Annotated in this window: 16 protein-coding genes; 1 reads left to right on the top strand and 15 read right to left on the bottom strand. The window is 60.5% G+C overall.

The annotated features are described in order from the left end of the window. Positions 1 to 9: 9 nt before the first annotated feature. From NJ69_RS15805 to exaC, 15 genes are all read right to left on the bottom strand, one after another. On the bottom strand, positions 10 to 3,024 hold the full coding sequence (locus tag NJ69_RS15805) for a type III restriction-modification system endonuclease (RefSeq protein WP_039580666.1): 3,015 nt from the start codon (positions 3,022 to 3,024) through the stop codon (positions 10 to 12). Between the two features lie 123 nt (positions 3,025 to 3,147). Continuing rightward, positions 3,148 to 4,206, bottom strand: a complete 1,059-nt coding sequence (gene darG, locus NJ69_RS15800; protein WP_039580664.1) for a type II toxin-antitoxin system antitoxin DNA ADP-ribosyl glycohydrolase DarG — start codon at positions 4,204 to 4,206, stop codon at positions 3,148 to 3,150. Positions 4,207 to 4,220: 14 nt separating this feature from the next. Beyond that, positions 4,221 to 4,856, bottom strand: coding sequence for a type II toxin-antitoxin system toxin DNA ADP-ribosyl transferase DarT (gene darT / locus NJ69_RS15795; protein WP_039580663.1), 636 nt, complete (start codon positions 4,854 to 4,856; stop codon positions 4,221 to 4,223). Position 4,857: 1 nt separating this feature from the next. Further along, the gene (locus NJ69_RS15790; RefSeq protein WP_432416621.1) at positions 4,858 to 6,735 is read right to left on the bottom strand and encodes a site-specific DNA-methyltransferase; all 1,878 of its coding nucleotides are present in this window, start codon (positions 6,733 to 6,735) and stop codon (positions 4,858 to 4,860) included. Between the two features lie 134 nt (positions 6,736 to 6,869). Continuing rightward, positions 6,870 to 7,625, bottom strand: coding sequence for a DUF4391 domain-containing protein (locus tag NJ69_RS15785; RefSeq protein ID WP_039580661.1), 756 nt, complete (start codon positions 7,623 to 7,625; stop codon positions 6,870 to 6,872). A 3-nt stretch (positions 7,626 to 7,628) separates the two neighbouring features. Further along, on the bottom strand, positions 7,629 to 10,817 hold the full coding sequence (locus NJ69_RS15780; protein WP_039580658.1) for a helicase-related protein: 3,189 nt from the start codon (positions 10,815 to 10,817) through the stop codon (positions 7,629 to 7,631). A gap of 465 nt (positions 10,818 to 11,282) precedes the next feature. Next, a complete protein-coding gene (locus NJ69_RS15775) occupies positions 11,283 to 11,969 on the bottom strand; it encodes an XRE family transcriptional regulator (protein ID WP_039580655.1) in 687 nt (228 codons plus the stop codon). A gap of 187 nt (positions 11,970 to 12,156) precedes the next feature. Continuing rightward, positions 12,157 to 12,684 carry an inorganic diphosphatase gene (ppa, locus tag NJ69_RS15770; RefSeq protein WP_029611948.1) on the bottom strand — a complete coding sequence of 176 codons (528 nt, stop codon included), beginning with the start codon at positions 12,682 to 12,684 and terminating at the stop codon, positions 12,157 to 12,159. Between the two features lie 93 nt (positions 12,685 to 12,777). Then, positions 12,778 to 13,593, bottom strand: coding sequence for a zinc-dependent peptidase (locus NJ69_RS15765; protein WP_039580653.1), 816 nt, complete (start codon positions 13,591 to 13,593; stop codon positions 12,778 to 12,780). 6 nt (positions 13,594 to 13,599) lie between these two features. Then, a complete protein-coding gene (locus NJ69_RS15760; RefSeq protein ID WP_029611947.1) occupies positions 13,600 to 14,247 on the bottom strand; it encodes a DedA family protein in 648 nt (215 codons plus the stop codon). Between the two features lie 193 nt (positions 14,248 to 14,440). Then, a complete protein-coding gene (locus NJ69_RS15755; protein ID WP_039580650.1) occupies positions 14,441 to 14,899 on the bottom strand; it encodes a GNAT family N-acetyltransferase in 459 nt (152 codons plus the stop codon). A gap of 106 nt (positions 14,900 to 15,005) precedes the next feature. Beyond that, positions 15,006 to 15,824 (bottom strand): ethanolamine ammonia-lyase subunit EutC, encoded by an 819-nt coding sequence (gene eutC / locus NJ69_RS15750; protein WP_039580647.1) that lies wholly within the window; start codon positions 15,822 to 15,824, stop codon positions 15,006 to 15,008. 8 nt (positions 15,825 to 15,832) lie between these two features. Next, positions 15,833 to 17,227 (bottom strand): ethanolamine ammonia-lyase subunit EutB, encoded by a 1,395-nt coding sequence (locus NJ69_RS15745; protein WP_029611944.1) that lies wholly within the window; start codon positions 17,225 to 17,227, stop codon positions 15,833 to 15,835. 49 nt (positions 17,228 to 17,276) lie between these two features. Next, positions 17,277 to 18,725 carry an ethanolamine permease gene (eat, locus tag NJ69_RS15740; protein WP_039580643.1) on the bottom strand — a complete coding sequence of 483 codons (1,449 nt, stop codon included), beginning with the start codon at positions 18,723 to 18,725 and terminating at the stop codon, positions 17,277 to 17,279. 196 nt (positions 18,726 to 18,921) lie between these two features. Then, entirely contained in the window at positions 18,922 to 20,442 is a 1,521-nt protein-coding gene (exaC, locus tag NJ69_RS15735; RefSeq protein WP_039580640.1) for an acetaldehyde dehydrogenase ExaC, read from the bottom strand. 265 nt (positions 20,443 to 20,707) lie between these two features. Between exaC and NJ69_RS15730 the strand changes: the two genes are divergently transcribed. Continuing rightward, the gene (locus tag NJ69_RS15730; protein ID WP_039580637.1) at positions 20,708 to 22,678 is read left to right on the top strand and encodes a sigma-54-dependent Fis family transcriptional regulator; all 1,971 of its coding nucleotides are present in this window, start codon (positions 20,708 to 20,710) and stop codon (positions 22,676 to 22,678) included. Positions 22,679 to 22,722 lie beyond the last annotated feature (44 nt).

Raw genomic sequence — 22,722 nt, 5'->3', positions numbered from 1 at the left:
CCAATTTGACTAGTTCAGTACGCCAGCAATTACATCGTCGACGCTGCTCGCTCGGCCGAATCGCAGACTGGCCTCATTCTTCGCGAGCAAGCTGAAGTGAGCGGTGCCGCAGTCGATTTTCGCTTGCTCAACTGGGCGAAGGTCATCACCAAACAAGCTGCTCTTGGTTTCCACTACGAAGTACAGGCGCTCGGCACCATCTTGCTCAACCAGTATCGCCCAGTCGGGGTTGTAGCTACCTAGTGGCGTGGGAATGCGGAACCAGCCGGGCAGTTTTGCGTACACCTTCACTGCATCGTTGTGTTCGAGCGCTTGCGCGAAGTCACGTTCGATTGCGGAGTCGTAGACCACATGCTCGTAGACGGATTTCTCGGTGTTGAGCAACATGTTCTTCAGGTACCCGGTCAGTTCATGCTGTTCGAAAAGCTCCTGAGCGTAATAGTTTTCGGCACCAAGTTTGACGTACCTGATGCCGTCTACCAGCGCTAGGCGCTTGCAGCGGTTGATGATCTCACCCGCCAGTTCAATGAACTGCTGAGGGTTGCGCTTGAAATCGTCCAGGCGCTTGCTTTCAGTTAGGATGCGCACCAGGGTGCGGCGAGTCAGCTGCGTCCGATCCTGCAGGTCGGTCAGAATGTCCGGCAGCTCAATTTCACTCTCGTCCAGCGTAACGGTGTAGGCGCCTTTCTTTTCGTTGGCCTCCAAACCTGACTTACCGATGGCAAGATCTGCTTTGCGCCACTGCAGGCGTGGGCGGAATACCGCAGGGGCTTTTTGCAGATTGTTTATGCAATCGGCGATCAGCTTTTCGTTATCGAAGTCAACGCGATAGGTGGTTTGGTGCTTGATGCGGTTCCATAGGGCTCTGAACTCTTCGCTCTGCAGCACCGCTTGGCGAGTCGGAATGGCGCGGCGCTCATCGGCGTTCTTGATCTCCAAACGACCGGAGACTTTCTTCAGCAACTCAACTATTTGCGAGCGCTGCGCCTCGAATTCTGGAGGTAGTTGCAGCAGACCGTCCTTAAGTGCCTGCTTTAGCGAGTCTTGCACCTTGCCCTTGGCATCCACGTATTGCTTAGCTTTCAGGAAGTCCCAGAGTATCTTTGACTGCTCAAAGCCAAGCGGTTTGGACTCGCCATCTGTGCTAGTGATGGCAACAGCCGCGAACTGGTGCTCCTCGACGATGCCAAAACGAATACCAGTGTCTTCTTCAATCTCTTTCTGCAGATTTTCAGCGAAGGCCTCGTAGCTCTCTGTGGCAATCACGGTGAGGGTGTTCACCTCGAACCCGCGCACCCTATCGCCGCTTTGGTTAACGCACAGGCGTAGGCCGCGGCCGATTGTCTGTCGGCGTTCACGCTCGGATTGAATGTCACGCAGCGTGCAGATCTGGAACACGTTGGGGTTGTCCCAGCCTTCCTTGAGTGCCGAGTGGGAAAAGATGAACTTCAGCGGTGTGCTGAAGCTGAGCAGCTTTTCCTTGTCCTTCATGATCAGGTTGTAGGCGCGCTCAGCGTTATCTCGGTTGCCGGCGTTATTCTCAGCGGTGTCAGACCAGCCGCCCGTTTTGTCGATAGAGAAGTAGCCGTTATGCACCTCTTCAGCGCTGTGGTTGAAGTCGACCTCGCTGAACAGGCTTTGGTAGTCCGGGTGTTTGGCGAAACGTTTGTATTCTTCTTCGAAGATGGTCGCGTATACGCCTTTTATTGGATCGCCATCAGCGTCGTACCGGCGATAACGCTCGACAGTATCGATGAAAAATAGCGACAGCACCTTGATGCCCATGGGGCGGAAGCGCTTTTCCTTGTCCAGATGCTCCTTGATCGTGCGGCGGATCATTTCGCGCTGAATCGCCAACGGTTCCACGCCCCCGTGAACCTCACCAATGCGCAGGTACTTCTCGCCACCTGGGTAGCGCAGCTCGACGAACTCCTCGCCTTTGGCGGTGTTGATTTCGCCGATACGAAGGTCTTCATAGACGGCACGCTTGGTTGCCTGCTCCAGATCGTCGCCGTCGTAGACCGTGACCACTTGGGTGGATACGCCGCCTGCGGTAGTGCCAACATCCAACTCGATCTTGGCTGAAATCGTGCCACGCTTGTTGCTGACCGCCACCAGCCGCACAAACGGCTTGTTGTGGGCATCCTCAATCGTTGCCGAGGCCACCTCGATTTGTTTGACCAGGCGGCGCTCGTAGGCGTCAACCGCGTCCAGCCTGTAGACCATGTGGTGCTTGTCTACGTGGGTTGCGGAATAGCGCAGAGTGCACAGCGGGTTCATGGCATCCAATGCGGTCTTGCCGGCCCCTTTAAGGCCGCCATCGACGCTCTGTGGCTCGTCGACAATCAGGATCGGGCGGGTAGCTTTGATCAGATCAATGGGCTTCTCGCCGCCGGTCTTCTCGCTGTCCTTGTAGAGGTTGTTGACGTCCTTCTTGTTGATCGCGCCTACGGTCACCACCATGATCTGAATGGTCGAGCTGGTGGCAAAGTTGCGTACCTCACCAAGCTTGTTCGAGTCGTAGAGGAAGTAGTCGTAGGGCACGCCCGCGTAGAGGCCCTTAAAGTGCTCCTCGGTGATCTGTAGGGACTTGTAGACGCCCTCTTTGATCGCAACCGACGGCACCACGATGACGAATTTGGTAAAACCGTAGCGCTTGTTCAGCTCAAAGATGCTGCGTAGATAAACGTAGGTCTTTCCCGTGCCGGTCTCCATTTCGACCGTAAAGTCGCCTGAAGTGAGCATGCCGGAAGGTGGCAGGCCACCGCGCAGCTGGATGTCGCTTAGGTTCTTCTTTAGCTCGTCATCGAGCAGAGTCAGACGGTTACCAACACCGAGGTCGGATTCAGCAATGCCCAGGGCGAACTGCTGTGGAGCGTCGCTCGGATCGCTATCGGCCGGGGCAGGGACCTTCATGGTTACCGTAAACTCGGTACGACAAGCCTCTTGGCCGCGGAACAGATCGCACACCGCTTCGATAGCCTGTAATTGGTAGTCGAGATCCGGCTCGAAGTGCAGTTTCATGTTCAATCCATTTTCAAGCTCGCCTTCAGGCTAGGGCGAGAAATTCTGTCAATTAACTCATCGACTACCGCTATGCCGCCTTGCAGCATGGCGGTAGTCGATTCAGTCTTATGGGGGGTTGGCTTAGGCGCTCAGCGCTATAGGTTCAATCCAGCCTTTGCTTGCCAATACCTCTACGGCAATACCAATCTGGCGCCGCGTGAACTGCTGCTTGCGAGCGTTCCAGGCGTAGGTGCGCTCGACCACGTCATCGACGCTAGACACAGGATCACCTTGTTTAACGATCCAATGCACGGTCGCCAGCAGTTCAAGGCCGAAGGGGGTTTCGAAGCCTTCCACCAGCTCTCCGACTCGGTCAAATCTGGTTCGGGTTTCAGAATTCATTGCCAGGAAGGCATTGGCATCCTCGACCGCGCCAGGCACCAGCGTAAGGGGCTTGTCAGGGGCGTCACCGCCATCGGCGTAGCCCGCGACCAGATGACCTTCAATCGCGTGCAATACATGCCGAAGGTTTTCGGCGTACGGGCCATAGGCGGCTCGCACGTATTTGAGTCGCAGTGGCTCACCTGCTACCTGCATGAAATACATCAGCTTGTGCACTTCCAGCAGGCTGATCGTTGGGTCAAGCAGGCCGCGCACATAGCGATTCATCAGCTCCACCAATGCGGCACGCCCGGCGGTCATGCTCGGCACTTCGCGGCTGTGGTGCATGGTGTCTGCAGCGGGGGCGCCCTTGGGTTCGTAAATGCGCACGCGTACGTCCGGCAGGTCGGCCATGGCCGCTTTGATGCGCGAGCGTACCTCGGCCCAATCGAGCCCGCCCAAACCACTACCCAACGGTGGGATGGCGATGGAGCTGATACCGCGATTGTGAATCTCCTTCACCAAGGCACTGAGGCCCGCGTCTATGTCCTGCAGGCGGCTCTTGCCGCGCCAGTGGCGCTTGGTAGGGAAGTTAATGATGTAACGCGGCGATGTGAGCTGGTTCGTGTCGAACACGAACATCCGGCCGGGCTGTACCTCTTCGCGCTTGCAGGCAGCCTCGTAAGCCTTGAAGTTCTCCGGCCACATGTTCTTGAACTGCAAGGCGATGCCACGGCCCATCACACCGACGCAGTTCACAGTGTTGATGATGGCTTCAGAGTCATCCCGCAGGATGTCGCCGCTTGTAAATTCGATCATGACTGGCTCTTCACTCAGTAATACCACTCAGGGCGTAGCTCAACAGTTGGTCTGTGCCCTTGTGTAGGCAACACATTGGCTACCTGCGTATAAATTTGCCTGGACTGCACGCCGATTCGCTCTATCAGGTGCCAGGGGAAACTCTGCTCAAGCAGAAACTCGGATTGTTTAGCCTCTTTACAGTTGCTCCAGCTCCGAGCAGCGACGGCATCCCATCTGATCTCATGCAGCCGTGCCAGATCCGCGCGATCCTCGAAGTAGTAGGACCCCGCATTGGATAGCGTGAACGCCCAGCGTCTGGTCTGGACATTAGCCCAATTCACGGTCGCATGCAGGTCGGCTTCCAAATGCACAATAGGCCCTTGGCCGCCCTTGTAGGCAAGGTCCTGATGCTGCTGGCGGATCAGGTACAACATCACCGAACGTGGGCAAAAGTAGAACGGCACGCATTCGCCGACGTGCAAGCCCGGATGGCTATCCAGCTCCAGTTGCAGGCGACGCTGCTTGATGTGGTTCATGCCAATGACCGTGCCCGACAACGCCTGATTCAACAGTACCGCATCGGACAGCAAGCCAGCGCTGGCGATGATAGACGGCAAGCGGTCCACATGGCAGATATGGTAAATCTTGGGTTGCGCGGGCACGGCCATTTTATAGGCTCCGCACGTTTTTGATGCCCGCCTGGCTCAGAATGGCGGCCAGGTTGGTTTTTGCGATGTCGTCGGCAAAGGCACTGTCGCGGAATACGCAGGTGCTATCGCTGGCAGGGGCTTGCGCTTTGTGCCAGGCAACAATCCCCTGAGCCAGACCTTCCACTTGGTCGCGGGTTATATGTTCGGTCAGGCAGGCCAGCAGGACTCCACCGCCGATGCTGTGCACCGTTTTGCCGGCGATCCGCTGCTGCTCGATGGGGACGCACAGGTCTAGACCGAGCTTAAGCAGCAGTTCGTAGAGAATGTCGGACTCGCTCCGGCCTTCAATAATGTGTTCTTGGTGAGCAAGAAGATCGGCTGTCAGGTCTTCTGGAGTTGGATTCCATGCCCGAATATTTGATGTCTCCAGCTTGAAAGTGCGGAATCCCGTATCACCAGAGAACATGGGGTTGTCGGATTTGATCTTAGTCCCTGCGCGGCGTAGTCGTTCTTTTGTAATTTCTGCGATGTTCTCAAAAGCACCTGATGCTATTGGCTCTGGAAGTTGAACGAGAATAAAGCGTCGATCCCCGTCGTCAGCAGAGTTTAGAGATAGAGTTGCATGCCCCGTAGTCCCTGATCCTGCGAAAAAATCTAGGACAATGTCGCCGGACTTTGGTGAAGTTGCAAGCTGCAGAACTCGCTCTATGAGTCGGGTGGGCTTTGGTGTGTCGAACGACTCACTTTCAGGAAAAAGAGATCTTAGTTCGTTTTTCGATGTTCTATTGCTGCCAACATCTTCTTTCTTCCATAGCGTGCGAGGCGTTAGGTCCGCTACTTCTGTTAAATAACGCTTAATGCTAGGGCGAGCATCCCCCTTTGGTCCCCACCAAATTCTTCCATCAGCATCTAGCTCTCTTAGCTTTTCCTCAGAAATACGCCAGAATCTTCCAGGTGGAGGGGAGAAAATTCTGCCAGTAGGGCCGGCAATTGTATATTTTCCTTTCGAGTAAGGCTTGTTGGCATAAGGATCCCCAGGAAGCCATTCACCCCGTGGATCATTATCTGGGTTGGAGTAGATAGAGTTAGCGGCTTCAGTACGTGGAAGCCTATCAGGTGTCCACTCAGGGTCCTTGGAGAAAATCAGAATATAGTCATGGTCTTCAGAGAACTGTCGTGCTGAATTTCGTGGTGAGTCAGCTTTCTCCCAGATTGCCGTTGCTGAGAAGTTTTCTTCGCCAAAGACTTCGCTTACCATTGAACGCAAATGATGAATCTCATGGTCGTCTATTGAAATGAAAATCGCCCCGTCAGGGCTCAGCAGGCTTCGTGCTAGTACGAGTCTGGGGTAGATCATATTTAGCCAATCTGTGTGATATCGGCCAGAATTTTCGTTGTTTGTACTTGTCTTGACGCCTGCTACTGATTGCCCTGTTATTTCAAGATAGTTTTTTATGTTGTCTTGGAAGTTGTCTGGGTATACAAAGTCTTGGCCGGTGTTATAGGGTGGGTCGATATAGATCAGCTTTACCTTGCCCGCATAGCTCTTTTGCAGCAACTTTAAAACTTCGAGGTTATCGCCCTCGATCATCAGGTTTTGTGTGTTGTTCCAATCGACGCTTTCGTCGGGACAAGGCAGCAGAGTGCCGGTGCTCGGTGTAAGCGCCAGTTGGCGCGCGGCGCGCTTGCCGTGCCAGTTCAGACCGTATTTTTCGTCGGCGTCCGTAACGGTAGCGTCGCCGACCAGCTGTTTGAGCACGTCCTGGTTGATGGCCACGCCATTGGGGCCTTCGGTGATCAGCTCAGGGAACAAGGCTTTGAGTTTGTCGATGTGTTCGGCCTTGAGGTCGGCGCTGTGCGCTTCCGGCGACTGTGCGTCGATTATTTGCATGGTCATTCGCTATTTCCTTCACGATCTACCTGCACGTATGTGTTTGCAGGCGCGGTGTAATGCTGGCTGGCATGGTATTCCATTTCGACTGCCTTTTAATGCTTGTTGGTCAGGTTTTGGTACTGGCTTAAATCATCGCCCTACAGTCTTGCTTGGGCTTCGCTGAGCGCCTGCTGTAGCTGCTTCAGTTGCAGGTTTAGCTCCACCTGACGGGCAATCTGCTGAGCCTTTTTTGCCTGGGCGCGCAATGTGGCGATCTGCCCTTGCAGCTCGATGCAGGCTTGCAGGGCTTGGCGTCGGGCAGTGGCATCGAGTGGGCTGTTGGCAGTGCGAAAACTTCCCGTGTGCTGCGCTGCCTGCAGGGCCATCAGGGTATCTATCCAGCCCTGATACAAAACGCACAGGTCACTACGCGGTTGACGCTCCAGACTGATCGCATCGAGAAAGGCTGTGGTGATCTGAGGGGCGGCTGGCAGCACCGTAGCGGTAGTAATTTCACCATCGAGCACGGTCTTGCTGGCTTCGTTCTGCGCCCAACGTTTATGGCTGAGGGAGAGCTGTACCGACTCCGGTGTGCTGACCATTAGCAAGGTTGGGTGAGGGACGGCGCGGTGCAGCAGTTCAATGAGCCTGGCTGGTCGAGCTGACGGGCGCAGGGTGAGGTGCAGCACGGCGACTTCCACGTATTCACGTTGGGCGTCGCGGTAAGCGGGTATGCCGCAATTGCCGGGCTTTAGCGCGGCAACCCACTGGACCTCTTCAATACCTTCATTGATCTGCTGGCGATCCGCTGCTGTCGGAGCCAGATTATTGATCAGCAGCTTTTTCGATACGCGCTGATTGACCCGTGCCTGCTCAGGCAGTTGCAGGGCTGCAATGATGTCCTCGGCAACCACGGCTCACTCCTGGGGCAGTATGACCATGAAGGCGATCACTTCGAAGTCGTTGCTGCCGGCGAACTCGCCTTTCATCGCATGGCTACCGGCCGGGTTGAATAGGCTGGCAATGGCGCGCTCTTCGCTTTTGCCGGCGACAGATGACACTGCAGCTGCCAGCAGGCTTTGTGCATAGCGCATGTCTTTGCCTAGCTTGGTGAGCTCGTCGAATCGGTTGCCAGCGGTGGCGTCAGGCAGTTCGCGGCCAAGGGCCAGGCGCTTGAGGCGATCCAGAATGCGCTTGGCCTGGGTGAAGGGCAATAGCACGGTTTGGTCTTCTGCCACATGGGCGAGGTAGTGGGGTGCAAGTGGGTAGCCATCGCTGATCTTGTCGGCGGCTTCTCCCTCAGCACGCAGGCAAAAAATAATGCCGGGCGGTATGTCCTCGTCACGTGTTGTAGTGATGGCACAGGCACCCAGCGGCATGTTTTCCAACACCCCCGGATGGGCCTTGAGGTACTGGGCGAGGTCGATACGGAAGTCGGTGAGGGTGAGGTCGGTAATCGATACGCCACTGGACAGGTCTTCCAGGTCGATGACGGCATCCTGCAGCTTGAGCAGCTGCTTGCGGCGGTATTCCAAATCGTTCATCGCATTGCCGGACTGCGCTTCGATCAAGTTCTCTTCCCCGGTGGCGGATACGTCTAGCAGAACCATACGACCACTGACGCGTTGCTCCAGGTTGATGTACTCCTCCAGCTCCATATTGGGCCAGAAGTTGACTAACTGGATGTGCTGGTTGGGTGAGCCAATACGGTCGATTCGACCAAAGCGTTGAATGATCCGCACTGGGTTCCAGTGAATGTCGTAGTTGATCAGCCAGTCGCAGTCCTGCAGGTTTTGGCCTTCAGAAATACAGTCGGTGGCAATCAGCAGATCCAGCTCGCCTTCCTCGGTCATGTCGGTAGGGCGCTCTTTCGAGCGTGGAGAGAAGGTCGTCAGTATGGATGCCAGATCGGTACGCAGGCCGGGGATCGTAGTTTGGTTGTGGCCGGAGCCGGTGACCAAGGCCGTTTGCACACCCAAGGTTTCATTGGCCCAATAGGCGAGCTGCTCGTACAAGTAGCGCGCCGTGTCGGCAAAGGCAGTGAAGATGATGACCTTGCGATTGCCAGGATTGATCGGGCTCTGGCACTTATCAGCGAGCATCTTGCGCAGCTCTGCCAGTTTAGCATCACGCTGGGGTTGTACTTGTTGTGCTGCAGATAGCAGCGTGGCCAGGCGATTGCGATCCTCCAGCAGATCTTGCTTCCAGCGCACCAGGTCAACGTCACTTAGCAGCACCTTGACCTTGCGTCCGACCAGCAGTGCTTCAAACGCAGGGTCGTCTATGTCGACATCGGCGATATCGATTTCTTCAATATCGTGGGCGTGCTGCTCGATGCGTTCGAGCGTGCGTTCGACATCCTTGAGCTGCCGTTCGAGGGTCAGCGCAAACGAAGACACCGCGCTTTCCATGCGCTTGAGGACGTTGATGCGCAGCAGGTGGATCAGGCTTTCCTCGCGATCGGCCTGGCGAAAGAAGCTTTCGCCACCACGGATCTCGGTGCTGTATTTGGCGTCGTAAGCCGCTTGCTTGTGCTGCAGGACGTAGCGCAGCGGCGCATAACTGGCGAGGTTTAGCCGGCGAATCTCTTGGTTGATTTCACGAATGGCGCGAAATTGCCCAGCAGCATCCACGTTAGCTTTGATGTTGATCGGGGGCAGGCGTGTGGGGAAACGGCCGGTTTCGGTGGTGCCGTAGTACTTCTCGATATGCCGACGCGAGCGGGCGATGGTGAGCAGGTCGAGGAGGGTGAAGTAGTCGAAGCCAAGCATTTCGACCAGGCGCTCCGGGGTCTTCTCGCGCTCATCCAGATCCAGCCAGCGATTGAACTGCAGCTGGGCTTTGCGGGTGGTGGCTTCGATGCTGCTGATGCCGTGCTCAAACAGAGCGTTGTCATCGCCCTCGGTCACGAAAGCGATCTGGTTACGCAGGTCAGCCAGGCGATTGTTGACCGGGGTGGCGGACAGCATCAGGACTCGGGTTTTTACACCATCGCGGATGATTCTGCGCATTAGGCGGTCGTAGCGTGTTTCTTGGCCTTGGCGCGGTGCTTTCTTGTTGCGGAAGTTATGCGATTCGTCGATCACGACCAGGTCATAATTGCCCCAGTTGATATGGGACAGATCGAGGTCACCGGAGAGCCCCGTATCACGTGAGAGGTCTGTGTGGTTAAGCACGTCGTAGTTAAAGCGATCTGACGCCAACACATTGCGTCGGTCATTGGCTTTGTAGATCGTCCAGTTATCTCTCAATCGTTTCGGACACAGCACCAGAACGCGGTCATTGCGCAGCTCGTGGTACTTGATCACGGCGAGCGCTTCGAAGGTTTTTCCCAAACCTACGCTGTCGGCAACGATGCAGCCGCCGAAACGGTTGAGCTTGTCGATAGCGCCGACCACGCCATCGCGTTGAAATCTGAAAAGCTTGTTCCAGATCACTGTGTTACGAATGCCGGTGGCTGACTTCACTACACGCTCTTCATCCAGTACGTCGTCTTTTTCCTTGAATATTTGATGAAGTATCAGGCTGTATAGGGCGGTTGGTGAGCGCTGTTCTGCAATATCGCGTAGTGTATCGAGTAGTTCGGTTTTGTCGCTGGGACGGGAAGTCAGTGTCTGCCATTGGTTATCAAACCAAGGTGCAAACATGGCTGCTTCTGCGGGGGACTCGCTAGCCTGTATAAGGCTCATTGGGTTACCTGGCGTCAGGCCTAGGCCGTCTGTGGTCAGAGCGAAGGAGCCCATTACCACCTGATGAGGCGCGCTAGCTGGATCTCGAAGTAAGCCGATGCCTTGGGGTATCACAGAGCTTGCGCGCTTTAACTCGACTTTCGCATTCAGCGACTCATAGCAGAGCCTGGCGAGGCTACGTGCGATAAGCTGATTACGTGCGGCACGATCCGCCTCTCCACCCAGCAGCGCCAGGCTTTCGGTACTTGCCGGTAGGATCAACTGAACCTTCTTTAGCTTAGCGAAAGACTTGGTCAGCTCAGAAAAGGCGAACAAGGAGAGTGCTGGAGAGGCGCAGTCCAACTGGTAGTCCGGCTTCATCTGTTCGTGGAGTAAATCGATAACGCGATCTTGACCGACGTTCTGAATCAACCTCATGCGAGTTCCCTTGCGCAGTGATTCAAATTTGCCAGTATCTTAAACATGTTTTGGCGTTCGACGCATGATCAATGTGAATGGCGTCCTCTATTCGCAGTGACAGAAAAGCCCTCCCAAAAGGACGGAAACGTATTAATATCGTGCACAAGAACGCCGGTTTGTAGATGTGTTTGCTCGCACGAACATCATCCATCAAATCGGCGTTCTTATTTCTGTCTTTCCCGGGATTCCGTGAAGAACCATTAAAAAGCCGGCTTGTGGCCGGCTTTCGGGGACGGGCTTGGCTCATTTTTGATAAGCCGCAACCGCCTTAACGGGTTGGCCCTGAAGGCCTGAAGAAGATGACGGGCGGCCGTGTGGGGCGTCGTCAGGTGCTCTGGAATGCGGCTTGGCCGACCGGAGCAGAATGTGCCGCGTAGCATACAAGGGTGCACCAGCGATGCCCAGCGGAAATTGCCGCGCTGCTTACAGCGGGCGCTGGCGGCTGAACCACGACCACCAGAACACCCAGCCCAGCACCTGCATGCCCTGGGCGTGACGCTGGGCGCTGGTGTAGCGCTCCACGGCGTAGTTGCGCCGGTCGTGGCTGTGCAGGCACAGGGTGTCGTTCTGCCCGAGGCTGAGGCTGTGCACACGCAACCGGCCCTCGTGCAGCAGGGCGTAGGTCTGGCCATCGACCACACGGGTGAGGCTGCGGTCGATGGCCAGGGCGGCGCCGATGGGCATCAGCGGCGCCATGTTGGCCGCCGGCATGTCCAGGCACACCACGTGTTCGGCGAGGATGCCCAGGGTGTCCAGCGCTTGCGCCGAGATCAGCAGGTGGCGCTCCGGGTCCGGCTGCAGCAGGCCGTCGACGAGGCGATGGAAGTCGACGCAGACCTGCCGTCCGCCATGGCCGGGCGGTGCGGGTTCGACCTGAGTGGGGCAGGGGCGCAGGATCGGGCTGGGGTGCTTGGGGCCTTCGCCGCTGCGCAGCCAGCGGCGATTGACGCAGAACAGATCGGCCACCTCGTCCAGGCGTGCGAGCGGGATGCCGCGCTTGAACCAGTTGTTCACGTGCTGGGGCGTGACATGGCGCTGGGCGGCGAAGTCGGACGAGGTCAGGCCGCATTCCTGCAGAAGGGTCTTGAGACGATCACCGGAATTGTTCATGGCGGCGAGTCTAGTGGGTGGCGCGTGGCGAGGGAATAAACGCGGTGATGAGGGAAGGAGTGGGTCTTGGCGGGATGTGTAAGAAGCGTTTGAAAGGTGCTGTGGGATGCTTCTGACGTTATAGGTCAGCGCTTTCCGAGAAGAAGCTGGAAGCGGGGCCGCATGGCGACCCCGTTCCTGTGCGGTATCAGCCTTTGTAGGCCGCTACCGACTTGGTGATCGCAGCGCGGGCGGCGTCTGCGCCGTCCCAGCCTTCGATCTTGACCCACTTGCCCTTCTCCAGATCCTTGTAGTTGGCGAAGAAGTGCTCGATCTGCTGGATCAGCAGCGGCGGCAGGTCGGTGTATTCCTTGACGTCCACGTACAGCTGCGACAGCTTGTCGTGCGGCACGGCGATGACTTTGGCGTCGCCGCCGCCGTCGTCGGTCATGTTCAGCACGCCGACCGGACGGGCGCGGATCACCGAGCCTGGCGCGACCGGGTACGGGGTGACCACCAGCACGTCCAGCGGATCACCGTCGTCGGCCAGGGTGTTGGGGATGAAGCCGTAGTTGGCGGGGTAGAACATCGGGGTGGCCATGAAACGGTCGACGAACAGGGTGTCGCTGTCCTTGTCGATCTCGTATTTGATCGGCGCGTGGTTGGCCGGGATCTCGATGGCGACGTAGATGTCGTTCGGCAGGTCTTTGCCCGCAGGAATCTTGCTGTAGCTCATTGGGCTTAGCCCCCCTGATTGACCAGAAAAAGTGGCGGCGATTATAGGCATATTCCGCCCCTGCATGCCACGGTCGGCCTGCGCCGCCGCCGCTCAGGCCGGGGCGTCGCGGTACTGCGGATGCTCGGCTTGCAGGCGGGTCAGGCGCGCCAGCGGGTCCTGGCGATAGAACAGCGCCAGTTGCTGGTAGACCTTGGGGTAGCTCTGCTGCAGCAGGTCGGGAGCGCTGAAGAAATACTCGCTGGTGACGGCGAAGAACTCCGCCGGGTTTTCCGCCGCGTAGGGGTCGATGACGGTTTCCAGGTCCGGGTTGGCATCGAGCTGACGGTTGAGGTCGTCGTAGGCCTGCTGCATGGCCTGCGCCCAGGCGCCGACGTCCATGTCCGGGTGCAGCGGCGGCAGGCCGTTGGCGTCGCCGTTGAGCATGTCGAGCTTGTGCGCCAGCTCGTGGATCACCAGGTTGTAGGCATCCCAGCCGCCGCTGGCCAGCACGCCTGGCCAGGCCATGATCACCGGGCCCTGGAGCCAGGCCTCGCCGCTGTGTTCGGCGTCCCAGACGTGCTCGACGCCACTGGCATCGCGGTGGCGCTGGGGGCTCTTGAAGTCGTCGGGATAGAGGATCAGCTCGTGGAAGCCCTGGTACCAGTTCAGCTCGCCCAGGTGCAGCAGCGGCAACTGGGCCTGGGCGGCGAGGAACAGGCGCTGCTCGTCGTCCAGTTCGACGCCGGGCAGGGTGGTGAGGTGCTTGTCGTGCAGGAACAGCACGCTGGCCTCGCGCAGCCAGCGATCCTGCTCGTCACTGATGCCGTCGAGCAGGGGCAGGCGTTCGCGAACGGCCTGCCACAGCGCCGGGTCGATGGGGTAGCGCGCCAGGGTGCGCTTGCGCCGCCAGGCGGCCAACGACCACATGGCCGCTCAGGACGCCTTGGCGGTGCGACCCAGGCGGCTGCGCAGCACGCCGAGGATCATCGGCACCAGCGACAGGATGATGATGGCGACCACCATCAGTGACAGGTGCTGCTTGATGAACGGCACGTTGCCGAAGAAGTAGCCCAGGGTCACCAGACCGCCGACCCACAGCAGGGTGCCGGCCACACTGAAGGCCAGGAAACGCGGATAGTGCATGTGGGCAATGCCGGCGACGAACGGTGCGAAAGTGCGCAGGATCGGCAGGAAGCGCGCCAGGGTGACGGTCTTGCCGCCGTGGCGTTCGTAGAATTCATGGGTGCGCTGCAGGTAGTCGCGGCGGAAGATCTTCGAATTGGGATTGCGGAACAGCCGCTCGCCCGCCGTGCGCCCGATCACGTAGTTGGTGCTGTCGCCGAGGATCGCCGCGAGCATCAGCAGACCGGCCAGCAGGACCGGGTCCATGCCGCCACCGGCGGCCACGGCGCCAGCGATGAACAGCAGCGAATCGCCTGGCAGGAAGGGCATGACCACCAGGCCGGTTTCGCAGAAGATCACCGCGAACAGAATGGCGTAGATCCAGGGACCGTAGTTGGTCACCAGCAGGTCAAGGTAGGCATCGAGATGCAGGATAAGGTCCAGCGGGTTGAATTCCATGTACAGCACCTGTTGTCTTGACCCGCTTCTACGGGCGCGCGATGACGGACGAAGTCATTTTTGGCGTGGGTATCTTCCCCGAACGGGGAGTGATTTTTCACATATGACGAGGGGGGCATTATACGGCGAAGTCGTGAAGATGCCCGGAGAGTTTGTAGCGAGTGGTTACGGTTTGCCCGGCGGCCCGTCTGGCTCAGTCCTGGCTGATCGGCAGGATGTAGTTCTCGAACTCGGTGTCCTTGCGAAAGCCCATGGACTCGTAGGTCTTCTTCGCCACCTCGTTGTCGCTGCTGGTCGACACCCGCAGGCGGATGGCGTTGCTCTGCCTGGCCATCTTCTTGGCTTCGCGCATCAGGTGGTCGGCCACCAGCATGCGCCGCGAGTCTTCGGCCACGTAGATGTCGTTGACGATCCACACGCGCTTGAGCGACAGCGATGAGAAGCTCGGGTAGAGCTGGCAGAAACCCAGCAGGCGGCTGTCGTCGTCATCCGGCAGGGCCAGGTAGATTACCGACTCGCCGCGCGTGAGGCGCTTGCGCAGAAAGGTCCGCGAGGTGTCGGGATAGGGCAGTTGCCCGTAGAACTCCCGGTACTGGACGAACAGCGGGGTGAGCAGGTCGAGGTGTTCCAGGGTTGCCTTGATGATGCGCATGAGCAGGCCTCAGAGTCCATTGGGAACGGGATGATGCACGTCGCCACGTGATGGCATGCTGCCCCAAGGCAGTCTGCATACGCAATCTGGCTGGGGGAACGCAGGGTCAGTCCTCGCCGAGCAGGAAGTTGCCGGTCTTGCCGTCGGGCTGATCGCTGTCGAGGCTGTGGACCTCGGCCTCGTCCTTGAGGTTCACCCCGGACAACTGCCGTCGGCAGGCCTCGCGCATCAAGTACAGCAGGCGATGCGCGGCCATGCCGTAGCTCAGGCCCTCCAGGCGCACGTTGGAGATGCAGTTGCGGTAGGCGTCGGTCAGGCCCACCTTCGGCGCATAGGTGAAATACAGGCCCAGGCTGTCGGGCGAGCTCAGGCCGGGGCGCTCGCCGATCAGCATCACGGTCATGCGTGCGCCCAGCAGCTCGCCCACTTCGTCGGCCACCGCCACCCGTCCCTGTTGCACCAGGATCACCGGCGCCGTCGTCCAGCCCTCGGCGCTGGCCTGCTCTTCGAAGCGGCTCAGCAGCGGCAGGGTGTGACGGTGTACGGCCAGGGCCGAGAGGCCGTCGGCGACGACGATCGCCAGATCGACCCCGCCGGCGTTGGCCTGGGCATGCTCGCGCAGCGTGGCCGCCGACGCGTCGCACAGGCGGCGGCCGAGGTCGGGCCGTTGCAGGTACTGGTGACGGTCGGCGGCCGCGCTGTGCAGCAGCAGGCTGTCGCGCCCGCGCGTCTGCAACTGCTCGCGCAGCGCGGCGTGGTCGAAGGGCAGGTGCACGGCGTCGCGGGCCTGGGCGTGGGCGAACTGGAAGTCCAGTTGCGCGCCGGTGGGCAGGCTGGTGCCGGTGCGGCCCAGGGCGATGCGCGCCGGGGTCAGGTTGCGCAGGGCCAGCCAGGGGTTGTCGGGAGTGGGTACGTGTCGGTCCATGGTCGTGCCTATGCGAGCTGTGCCAAGGCCTGGCGGAAGGCCGGCGGGAGGTTGTCGCCGAAGCGAACGCGGCCGTCGGCCTGGGTCAGGATGCCGGTGCGTTCCAGCCAGGCTTCGAACTCCGGACCCGGTTTCAGGCCCAGGGTCTGACGGGCGTAGAGGGCGTCGTGGAACGAAGTGGTCTGGTAGTTGAGCATGATGTCGTCGGAGCCGGGGATGCCCATGATGAAGTTGATCCCGGCAACGCCGAGCAGGGTGAGCAGGGTGTCCATGTCGTCCTGGTCGGCTTCGGCGTGGTTGGTGTAGCAGATGTCGCAGCCCATGGGCACGCCGAGCAGCTTGCCGCAGAAGTGATCCTCCAGCCCCGCACGGATGATCTGCTTGCCGTTGTACAGGTACTCGGGACCGATGAAGCCGACCACGGTGTTGACCAGAAACGGCTTGAAATGCCGGGCCACGGCGTAGGCGCGGGTCTCGCAGGTCTGCTGGTCGACGCCGTGGTGGGCATTGGCCGACAGCGCGCTGCCTTGGCCGGTTTCGAAGTACATCAGGTTCTGTCCGAGGGTGCCGCGTTGCAGCGACAGCCCGGCCTCGTAGCCTTCCTGCAACACGTTGAGGTTGATGCCGAAGCCGGCGTTGGCAGCCTCGGTGCCGGCGATGGACTGGAACACCAGGTCCAGCGGCACGCCGCGGTTGATCGCCTCGATCGAGGTGGTGACGTGGGTCAGCACGCAGGATTGGGTGGGAATGTCATAGCGCTGGATGATGGCGTCGAGCATTTCCAGCAGGGCGCAGATGGAGGCGATGCTGTCGGTGGCCGGGTTGATGCCGATCATGGCGTCGCCGTTGCCGTACAGCAGCCCGTCGAGAATGCTGGCAGCGATACCCGCCGGTTCGTCGGTGGGGTGGTTGGGTTGCAGGCGGGTCGATAATCGCCCGCGCAGGCCCATGGTGCCGCGAAACGCGGTGACCACACGGATCTTCTGCGCGACCAGCACCAAGTCCTGCACGCGCATGATCTTCGACACCGCAGCGGCCATTTCCGGGGTCAGGCCCGGGGCCAGCGCCCGCAGGCTGGACTCGTCGGCCGCTTCGCTGAGCAGCCAGTCGCGCAGGCCACCGACCGTGAGGTGGCTGACCGGGGCGAAGGCCTCGGCGTCGTGGGTGTCGACGATCAGCCGGGTGATTTCGTCCTGTTCGTAGGGAATCAGCGCTTCGCTGAGGAAGTGGCTGAGGGGGATGTCGGCCAGGGCCATCTGCGCGGCGACCCGCTCACCGTCGTTGGCGGCGGCCACGCCCGCGAGGAAGTCGCCGGAGCGCGCCGGGCTGGCCTTGGCCATGACCTCCTTGAGGCTGTCGAAACGGTAGACCAGATTGCCGACCGTGTGTACGAAACGTGCCATACAGAACCTCCAGAGCGCCGCAGGCCGGGCCTGCGGCGTGGGTCGGCAATTAGTGCAGGGCCTCTTCGGCCTGCTGGATCGCGGCGAATTCCTCTTCCGGCGTGCCGGCAACCAAGTGATGGCGACTGTAGAACGCGAAGTAGGCAATTAATACTGCATAGATCAGCGCAGCGCCAATCACCACCCGCGGATCGACCAGGAAACCGGCCACCACGGCGATGCACGCCAGCACCAGGGCCAGGCCCGAAGTGAAGATGCCACCGGGGGTACGGTAGGGGCGGGCCATCTTCGGCCGACGGATGCGCAGGGTGATGTGCGCGGCCATCATCAGCACATAGGACAGTGTGGCACCGAACACCGCCACCAGAATCAGCAGGTCGCCCTGGCCGGTCAGCGACAGGGCGAAGCCGATCAATCCAGGGATGACCAAGGCCAGCACCGGCGCCTTGCTCTTGTTGGTTTCCGAGAGCTTGCGCGGCAGGTAGCCAGCGCGCGACAGGGCGAAAATCTGCCGGGAATAGGCGTAGATGATCGAGAAGAAGCTGGCGATCAGTCCGGCCAGGCCAACCAGGTTGACGAAGCCGCTCATCCAGGTGGAACCGCCGTAGGCTTTGGCCAGGGCTTCGACCAGTGGGTTGCCCGAGGCCTTGAGCGCTTCGGAGCCGGCGCCGCCGGGGCCGACCACCAGAATCAGCAGGGCGAAGGCCAGCAGCACCAGCATCGCGCCGATCAAGCCGCGTGGCAGGTCGCGCCGTGGGTTCTTGGTTTCTTCGGCGGCCAGGGGCACGCCTTCGACCGCGAGGAAGAACCAGATCGCATAGGGGATTGCCGCCCACACGCCGACATAGCCGAACGGCAGGAAGCTGCTGGCGCCAGCGGCGTCGGTCTGGGCGATGTCGAAGAGGTTGGCGGCATCGAAATGGGGCAGCATGCCCAGCAGGAACACCACCAGGGCAATGGCGGCGATGGCGGTGATGCCGAACATCAGCTTCAGCGCTTCACCCACGCCGAAGATATGAATGCCGATGAACACCACGTAGAACGCCAGGTAGATCATCCAGCCGCCGATGCCGAACAGCGACTGGCAATAGGCGCCGATGAACGTGGCAATGGCGGCGGGGGCGATGGCGTACTCGATGAGGATCGCCGTACCGGTGAGAAAGCCGCCCCAAGGCCCGAAGGCGCTGCGGGCAAACCCATAGCCGCCGCCAGCGGTGGGAATCATCGAAGACAGTTCAGCCAGCGAGAAACACATGCACAGGTACATGGTGGCCATCAGCAAGGTGGCGAGGAACATGCCGCCCCAGCCGCCTTGGGCGAGGCCGAAGTTCCACCCGGCATAGTCGCCGGAGATCACATAGGCCACGCCCAGGCCCACCAGCAGAACCCAGCCCGCAGCACCTTTCTTGAGTTCGCGTTGTTGGAAGTAGTCAGAGCCAACCTTTTCGAAGTCGACCGAAGAACCGGCCGGTGTACCGGCGGAATGTTCGCTTGGCATGATTTCACCTGTTTGTTGTTTTAGGTCGCCGGAGGGACGCCGGGCCTTTGGTGATTCAGGTGTTGCAGAAAGCGCGCCAACGGCGCGAGCGGCCAGCCGCTCCAGCTGCGAGCGGCAAGCTGCAAGCTGCAAGAAAGAGCAGCCGGCACACGGTCCGCTCTTTCTTGTCGCTTGCCGCTAGAAGCTTGTGGCTTTTTTAAAAGAAGCCGAGCGGGTTGATGTCGTAGCTGACCAGCAGGTTCTTGGTCTGCTGGTAGTGGTCGAGCATCATCTTGTGGGTTTCACGGCCGACGCCGGACTTCTTGTAGCCACCGAAAGCGGCGTGGGCGGGGTAGAGGTGGTAGCAGTTGGTCCACACGCGGCCGGCCTTGATACCGCGGCCCATGCGGTAGGCACGGTTGATGTCGCGGGTCCACACGCCTGCGCCGAGGCCGAACTCGGTGTCGTTGGCGATGGCCAGGGCTTCGGCTTCGTCCTTGAAGGTGGTGACGCTGACCACCGGGCCGAAGATCTCCTCCTGGAAGACGCGCATCTTGTTGTTGCCCTTGAGCAAGGTCGGCTGGATGTAGTAGCCGCTAGCCAGCGAGCCGTCCAGTTGCTCCACCTTGCCGCCGGTCAGCAGCTCGGCGCCCTCTTCCTGGGCAATCTTCAGGTAGGACTGGATCTTTTCGAACTGCTGCTGCGAGGCCTGGGCGCCGACCATGGTGTCGGTGTCCAACGGGTCGCCGCGCTTGATCTGCAGCACCTTCTTCATCACCACGTCCATGAACTGCGGGTAGATCGACTCCTGCACCAGCGCGCGCGACGGGCAGGTGCACACCTCGCCCTGGTTGAAGAACGCCAGTACCAGGCCTTCGGCGGCCTTGTCGATGAAGCTCGGCTCGGCCTGCATGATGTCTTCGAAGTAGACGTTCGGCGATTTGCCGCCCAACTCCACGGTGGACGGAATGATGTTTTCCGCGGCGCATTTCATGATGTGCGAGCCCACCGGGGTGGAACCGGTGAAGGCGATCTTGGCAATGCGCTTGCTGGTGGCCAGCGCTTCACCGGCTTCGCGGCCATAGCCCTGCACCACGTTGAGCACGCCCTTGGGCAGCAGGTCGCCGATCAATTCCATCAGCACGGTGATGCCCAATGGCGTCTGCTCGGCAGGCTTGAGCACCACGCAGTTGCCGGCGGCCAGGGCCGGTGCGAGTTTCCAGGCGGCCATCAGCAGCGGGAAGTTCCACGGGATGATCTGGCCGACCACGCCCAGTGGCTCGTGGATGTGGTAAGCCACGGTGTTTTCGTTGATCTCGGCGGCGCCGCCTTCCTGGGCGCGCAGGCAACCGGCGAAGTAGCGGAAGTGATCGACCGCCAGTGGGATGTCGGCGTTGAGGGTTTCGCGGATCGGCTTGCCGTTGTCCCAGGTTTCGGTGATGGCCAGCACTTCGAGGTTCTGCTCGATGCGGTCGGCGATGCGCAGCAGCACGTTGGAACGGTCCTGCACCGAGGTGCGACCCCACGCGTCGGCGGCGGCATGGGCCGCGTCCAGCGCTTTGTCGATGTCTTCGGCCGTGGAGCGGGGGAATTCGGCGATCAGCTTGCCGGTGACCGGAGAGGTGTTTTCGAAGTACTGGCCTTTGACCGGAGCTACGAATTCGCCACCGATGTAGTTGCCGTAGCGCTGCTTGAAGGAAATCTTGGCGCCTTCGGTACCGGGATGTGCGTAACGCATGGTGTCTCTCCTGGCTATTGTGTTTGTTGGGGAGTGGACAAGCGTAGAGCAAACCGTGGGCCAGTGTGGTGCATACCTTTGCAATCAATGACTTAGGTCACTTCGCTGAATGGCGGTCAGGCATTGGGTATCAGGACCGGCACGGCGGGCGTGACACTTTGTACCGTTGCTGTGACGTCACTGACTCGCCAGTCGCCTCGTGATTGCAAACCACGCGGCGCAGGAGGATGCTGGCGCAACGTTCTATCTGCGGAGAACAACAAACATGCAGAGCAACGCTTTCAGCCGCCATGCTCAGCAGGTGCTCACCGTTGCCCAGGGATCGACCAGTGGGCCGGGCAGCGATCCGTCCATCGCCCGCTCCTGGCTGCGCTGCCTGCAGGATCACCACCTGGACCCGGCATTGGCCCAGGCCCCGGTGGTGCTTGGACAGGCGCGTTTGCAGGAGAGTCGTGCGCGCCTGCACCAGGTGTTGCAGATCGCCGAGGGCGAGATGAATAGCCTGCACCAGCAGTTGTCCGGCGCCGGCCATGCGGTGCTGCTCACCGACGCGCGGGGGGTGATCCTCAATTGCGTCACCGCACCCAGCGAGCGGCGTATCTTCGAGCGCGCCGGGCTGTGGCTCGGCGCCGACTGGAGCGAAGCCTGCGAAGGCACCAATGGCATCGGCACCTGTGTCGTCGAACGCCAGCCGGTGACCATTCATCAGGATGAACATTTTCGCGGCCAGCACACCGGCCTCACCTGCTCGGCCAGCCCGGTGTTCGATCCCCACGGCGAGCTGCTGGCGGTGCTCGACGTGTCCTCGGCCCGTGCGGAGGTCTCGCGGCAGAGCCAGTTCCACACCATGGCCCTGGTCAACCTCTCGGCGAAGATGATCGAGAGCTGTTATTTCCTGCGTCACTTCGAGCAGCACTGGCTGCTGCGTTTCCACCTGCACGCCGAATCGGTCGGGCTGTTCAGTGAGGGACTGTTGGCGTTCGACGGTGACGGACGCATCTGCGCAGTCAACCAGGGCGCGCTGAACCTGCTGGGCAGTCGCCGGGACGGGCTGCTGGGCATGCCGGTGGAGCGGTTCTTCGCCTGCAGCCATGACGAACTGTTCAGTCGCGCGTCGCCCCAGGGCAGCACAGCCTGGCCGCTGCGCACTCATGACGGTCGACAGGTGTTCGCCAGCCTGCGCGGGCGGGCACGCGTGCCTATCTACCCGCTGGCGCGTCCCTCGCCAGCGGCGGCGGTCGATCCGGGCATCTGCCTGCACGACCCGGTCCTGCAAGCGGACTTGCGCCGCGCGCTGCGTGTGTACCCACGCGATGTGTCGCTGTTGCTGCGCGGCGAGACCGGCTGCGGCAAGGAAGCCTTCGCCCGGGCGGTGCATCAGGCCAGCGAACGGCGCGGCAAGCCGTTCGTGGCGATCAACTGTGCGTCGATTCCGGAAAGCCTGATCGAGAGCGAACTGTTCGGTTATCGCGGCGGCAGCTTCACCGGTTCGCGCAAGGAGGGCATGCGCGGCAAGTTGCTGCAGGCCGATGGCGGTACCTTGCTGCTGGATGAGATCGGTGACATGCCGCTGGCCTTGCAGACCCGCCTGTTGCGGGTGCTGGAGGAGCGCCAGGTGGTGCCCATCGGCGGCGAGCCTCAGGCGGTGGACCTGCGCATCGTCAGCGCGACCCACCGTGACCTGTTGCAGCGGGTGGAAGAGGGCAGTTTTCGTGAAGACCTCTATTACCGGCTCAACGGCCTGGAAATCAACATTCCCGCCGTGCGCGAGCGGGGCGACCGGGCGCAACTGCTCGACGCGCTGCTGGCCGAGGAAGCCGCGGGCCAGGCGATCAGCCTCGAACCCCAGGCACGCCAGGCGCTGATGGACTTCGCCTGGCCGGGCAACGTGCGCCAGATGCGCAACGTGCTGCGCACCTTGGTGGCGCTCTGCGAGGGTCAGCGCATTTATCTGTCGGATCTGCCGCCCGCTGTCAGAGCACCTCACGCTGCTGTAGATGTGGGCTCGCCCCGCGAGGGCGGTGGCGCGGATGACACCGGACACGCGGCCGATCTCATCGCGGGACACGCTCGCCCACAAGCTGGCGCACCGCTGCAGAGCGCGGAGCGCCAGGCCCTGCTGTCGACGCTCGCCCAGCACCGCTGGCACCTGACCCGCGTCGCCGAGCACCTGGGTATCAGCCGCAACACCCTGTACCGCAAACTGCGCAAGCACGGCATCGCCCGCGCCGGTTGAGCGAAACAGCGGGTGCGATTTCCCGCGCCCTGGGCTACCCTGCC

Source organism: Pseudomonas parafulva, from assembly GCF_000800255.1.
In the GTDB taxonomy this organism is placed as follows: domain Bacteria; phylum Pseudomonadota; class Gammaproteobacteria; order Pseudomonadales; family Pseudomonadaceae; genus Aquipseudomonas; species Aquipseudomonas boreofloridensis.
Note: the sequence above shows the minus strand (reverse complement) of the source record. Positions and strands in the feature narration are given on the sequence as shown.

Excerpts from the sequence above, each read along its gene's own strand:
- NJ69_RS15760 (WP_029611947.1), bottom strand. The coding sequence starts at position 14,247 with ATGGAATTCAACCCGCTGGACCTTATCCTGCATCTCGATGCCTACCTT.
- darG (WP_039580664.1), bottom strand. The coding sequence starts at position 4,206 with ATGATCGAATTTACAAGCGGCGACATCCTGCGGGATGACTCTGAAGCC.
- exaC (WP_039580640.1), bottom strand. The coding sequence starts at position 20,442 with ATGCGTTACGCACATCCCGGTACCGAAGGCGCCAAGATTTCCTTCAAG.
- eat (WP_039580643.1), bottom strand. The coding sequence starts at position 18,725 with ATGCCAAGCGAACATTCCGCCGGTACACCGGCCGGTTCTTCGGTCGAC.
- NJ69_RS15730 (WP_039580637.1), top strand. The coding sequence starts at position 20,708 with ATGCAGAGCAACGCTTTCAGCCGCCATGCTCAGCAGGTGCTCACCGTT.
- ppa (WP_029611948.1), bottom strand. The coding sequence starts at position 12,684 with ATGAGCTACAGCAAGATTCCTGCGGGCAAAGACCTGCCGAACGACATC.
- NJ69_RS15775 (WP_039580655.1), bottom strand. The coding sequence starts at position 11,969 with ATGAACAATTCCGGTGATCGTCTCAAGACCCTTCTGCAGGAATGCGGC.
- eutC (WP_039580647.1), bottom strand. The coding sequence starts at position 15,824 with ATGGACCGACACGTACCCACTCCCGACAACCCCTGGCTGGCCCTGCGC.
- darT (WP_039580663.1), bottom strand. The coding sequence starts at position 4,856 with ATGGCCGTGCCCGCGCAACCCAAGATTTACCATATCTGCCATGTGGAC.
- NJ69_RS15765 (WP_039580653.1), bottom strand. The coding sequence starts at position 13,593 with ATGTGGTCGTTGGCCGCCTGGCGGCGCAAGCGCACCCTGGCGCGCTAC.
- NJ69_RS15780 (WP_039580658.1), bottom strand. The coding sequence starts at position 10,817 with ATGAGGTTGATTCAGAACGTCGGTCAAGATCGCGTTATCGATTTACTC.
- NJ69_RS15790 (WP_432416621.1), bottom strand. The coding sequence starts at position 6,735 with ATGACCATGCAAATAATCGACGCACAGTCGCCGGAAGCGCACAGCGCC.
- NJ69_RS15805 (WP_039580666.1), bottom strand. The coding sequence starts at position 3,024 with ATGAAACTGCACTTCGAGCCGGATCTCGACTACCAATTACAGGCTATC.
- NJ69_RS15745 (WP_029611944.1), bottom strand. The coding sequence starts at position 17,227 with ATGGCACGTTTCGTACACACGGTCGGCAATCTGGTCTACCGTTTCGAC.
- NJ69_RS15755 (WP_039580650.1), bottom strand. The coding sequence starts at position 14,899 with ATGCGCATCATCAAGGCAACCCTGGAACACCTCGACCTGCTCACCCCG.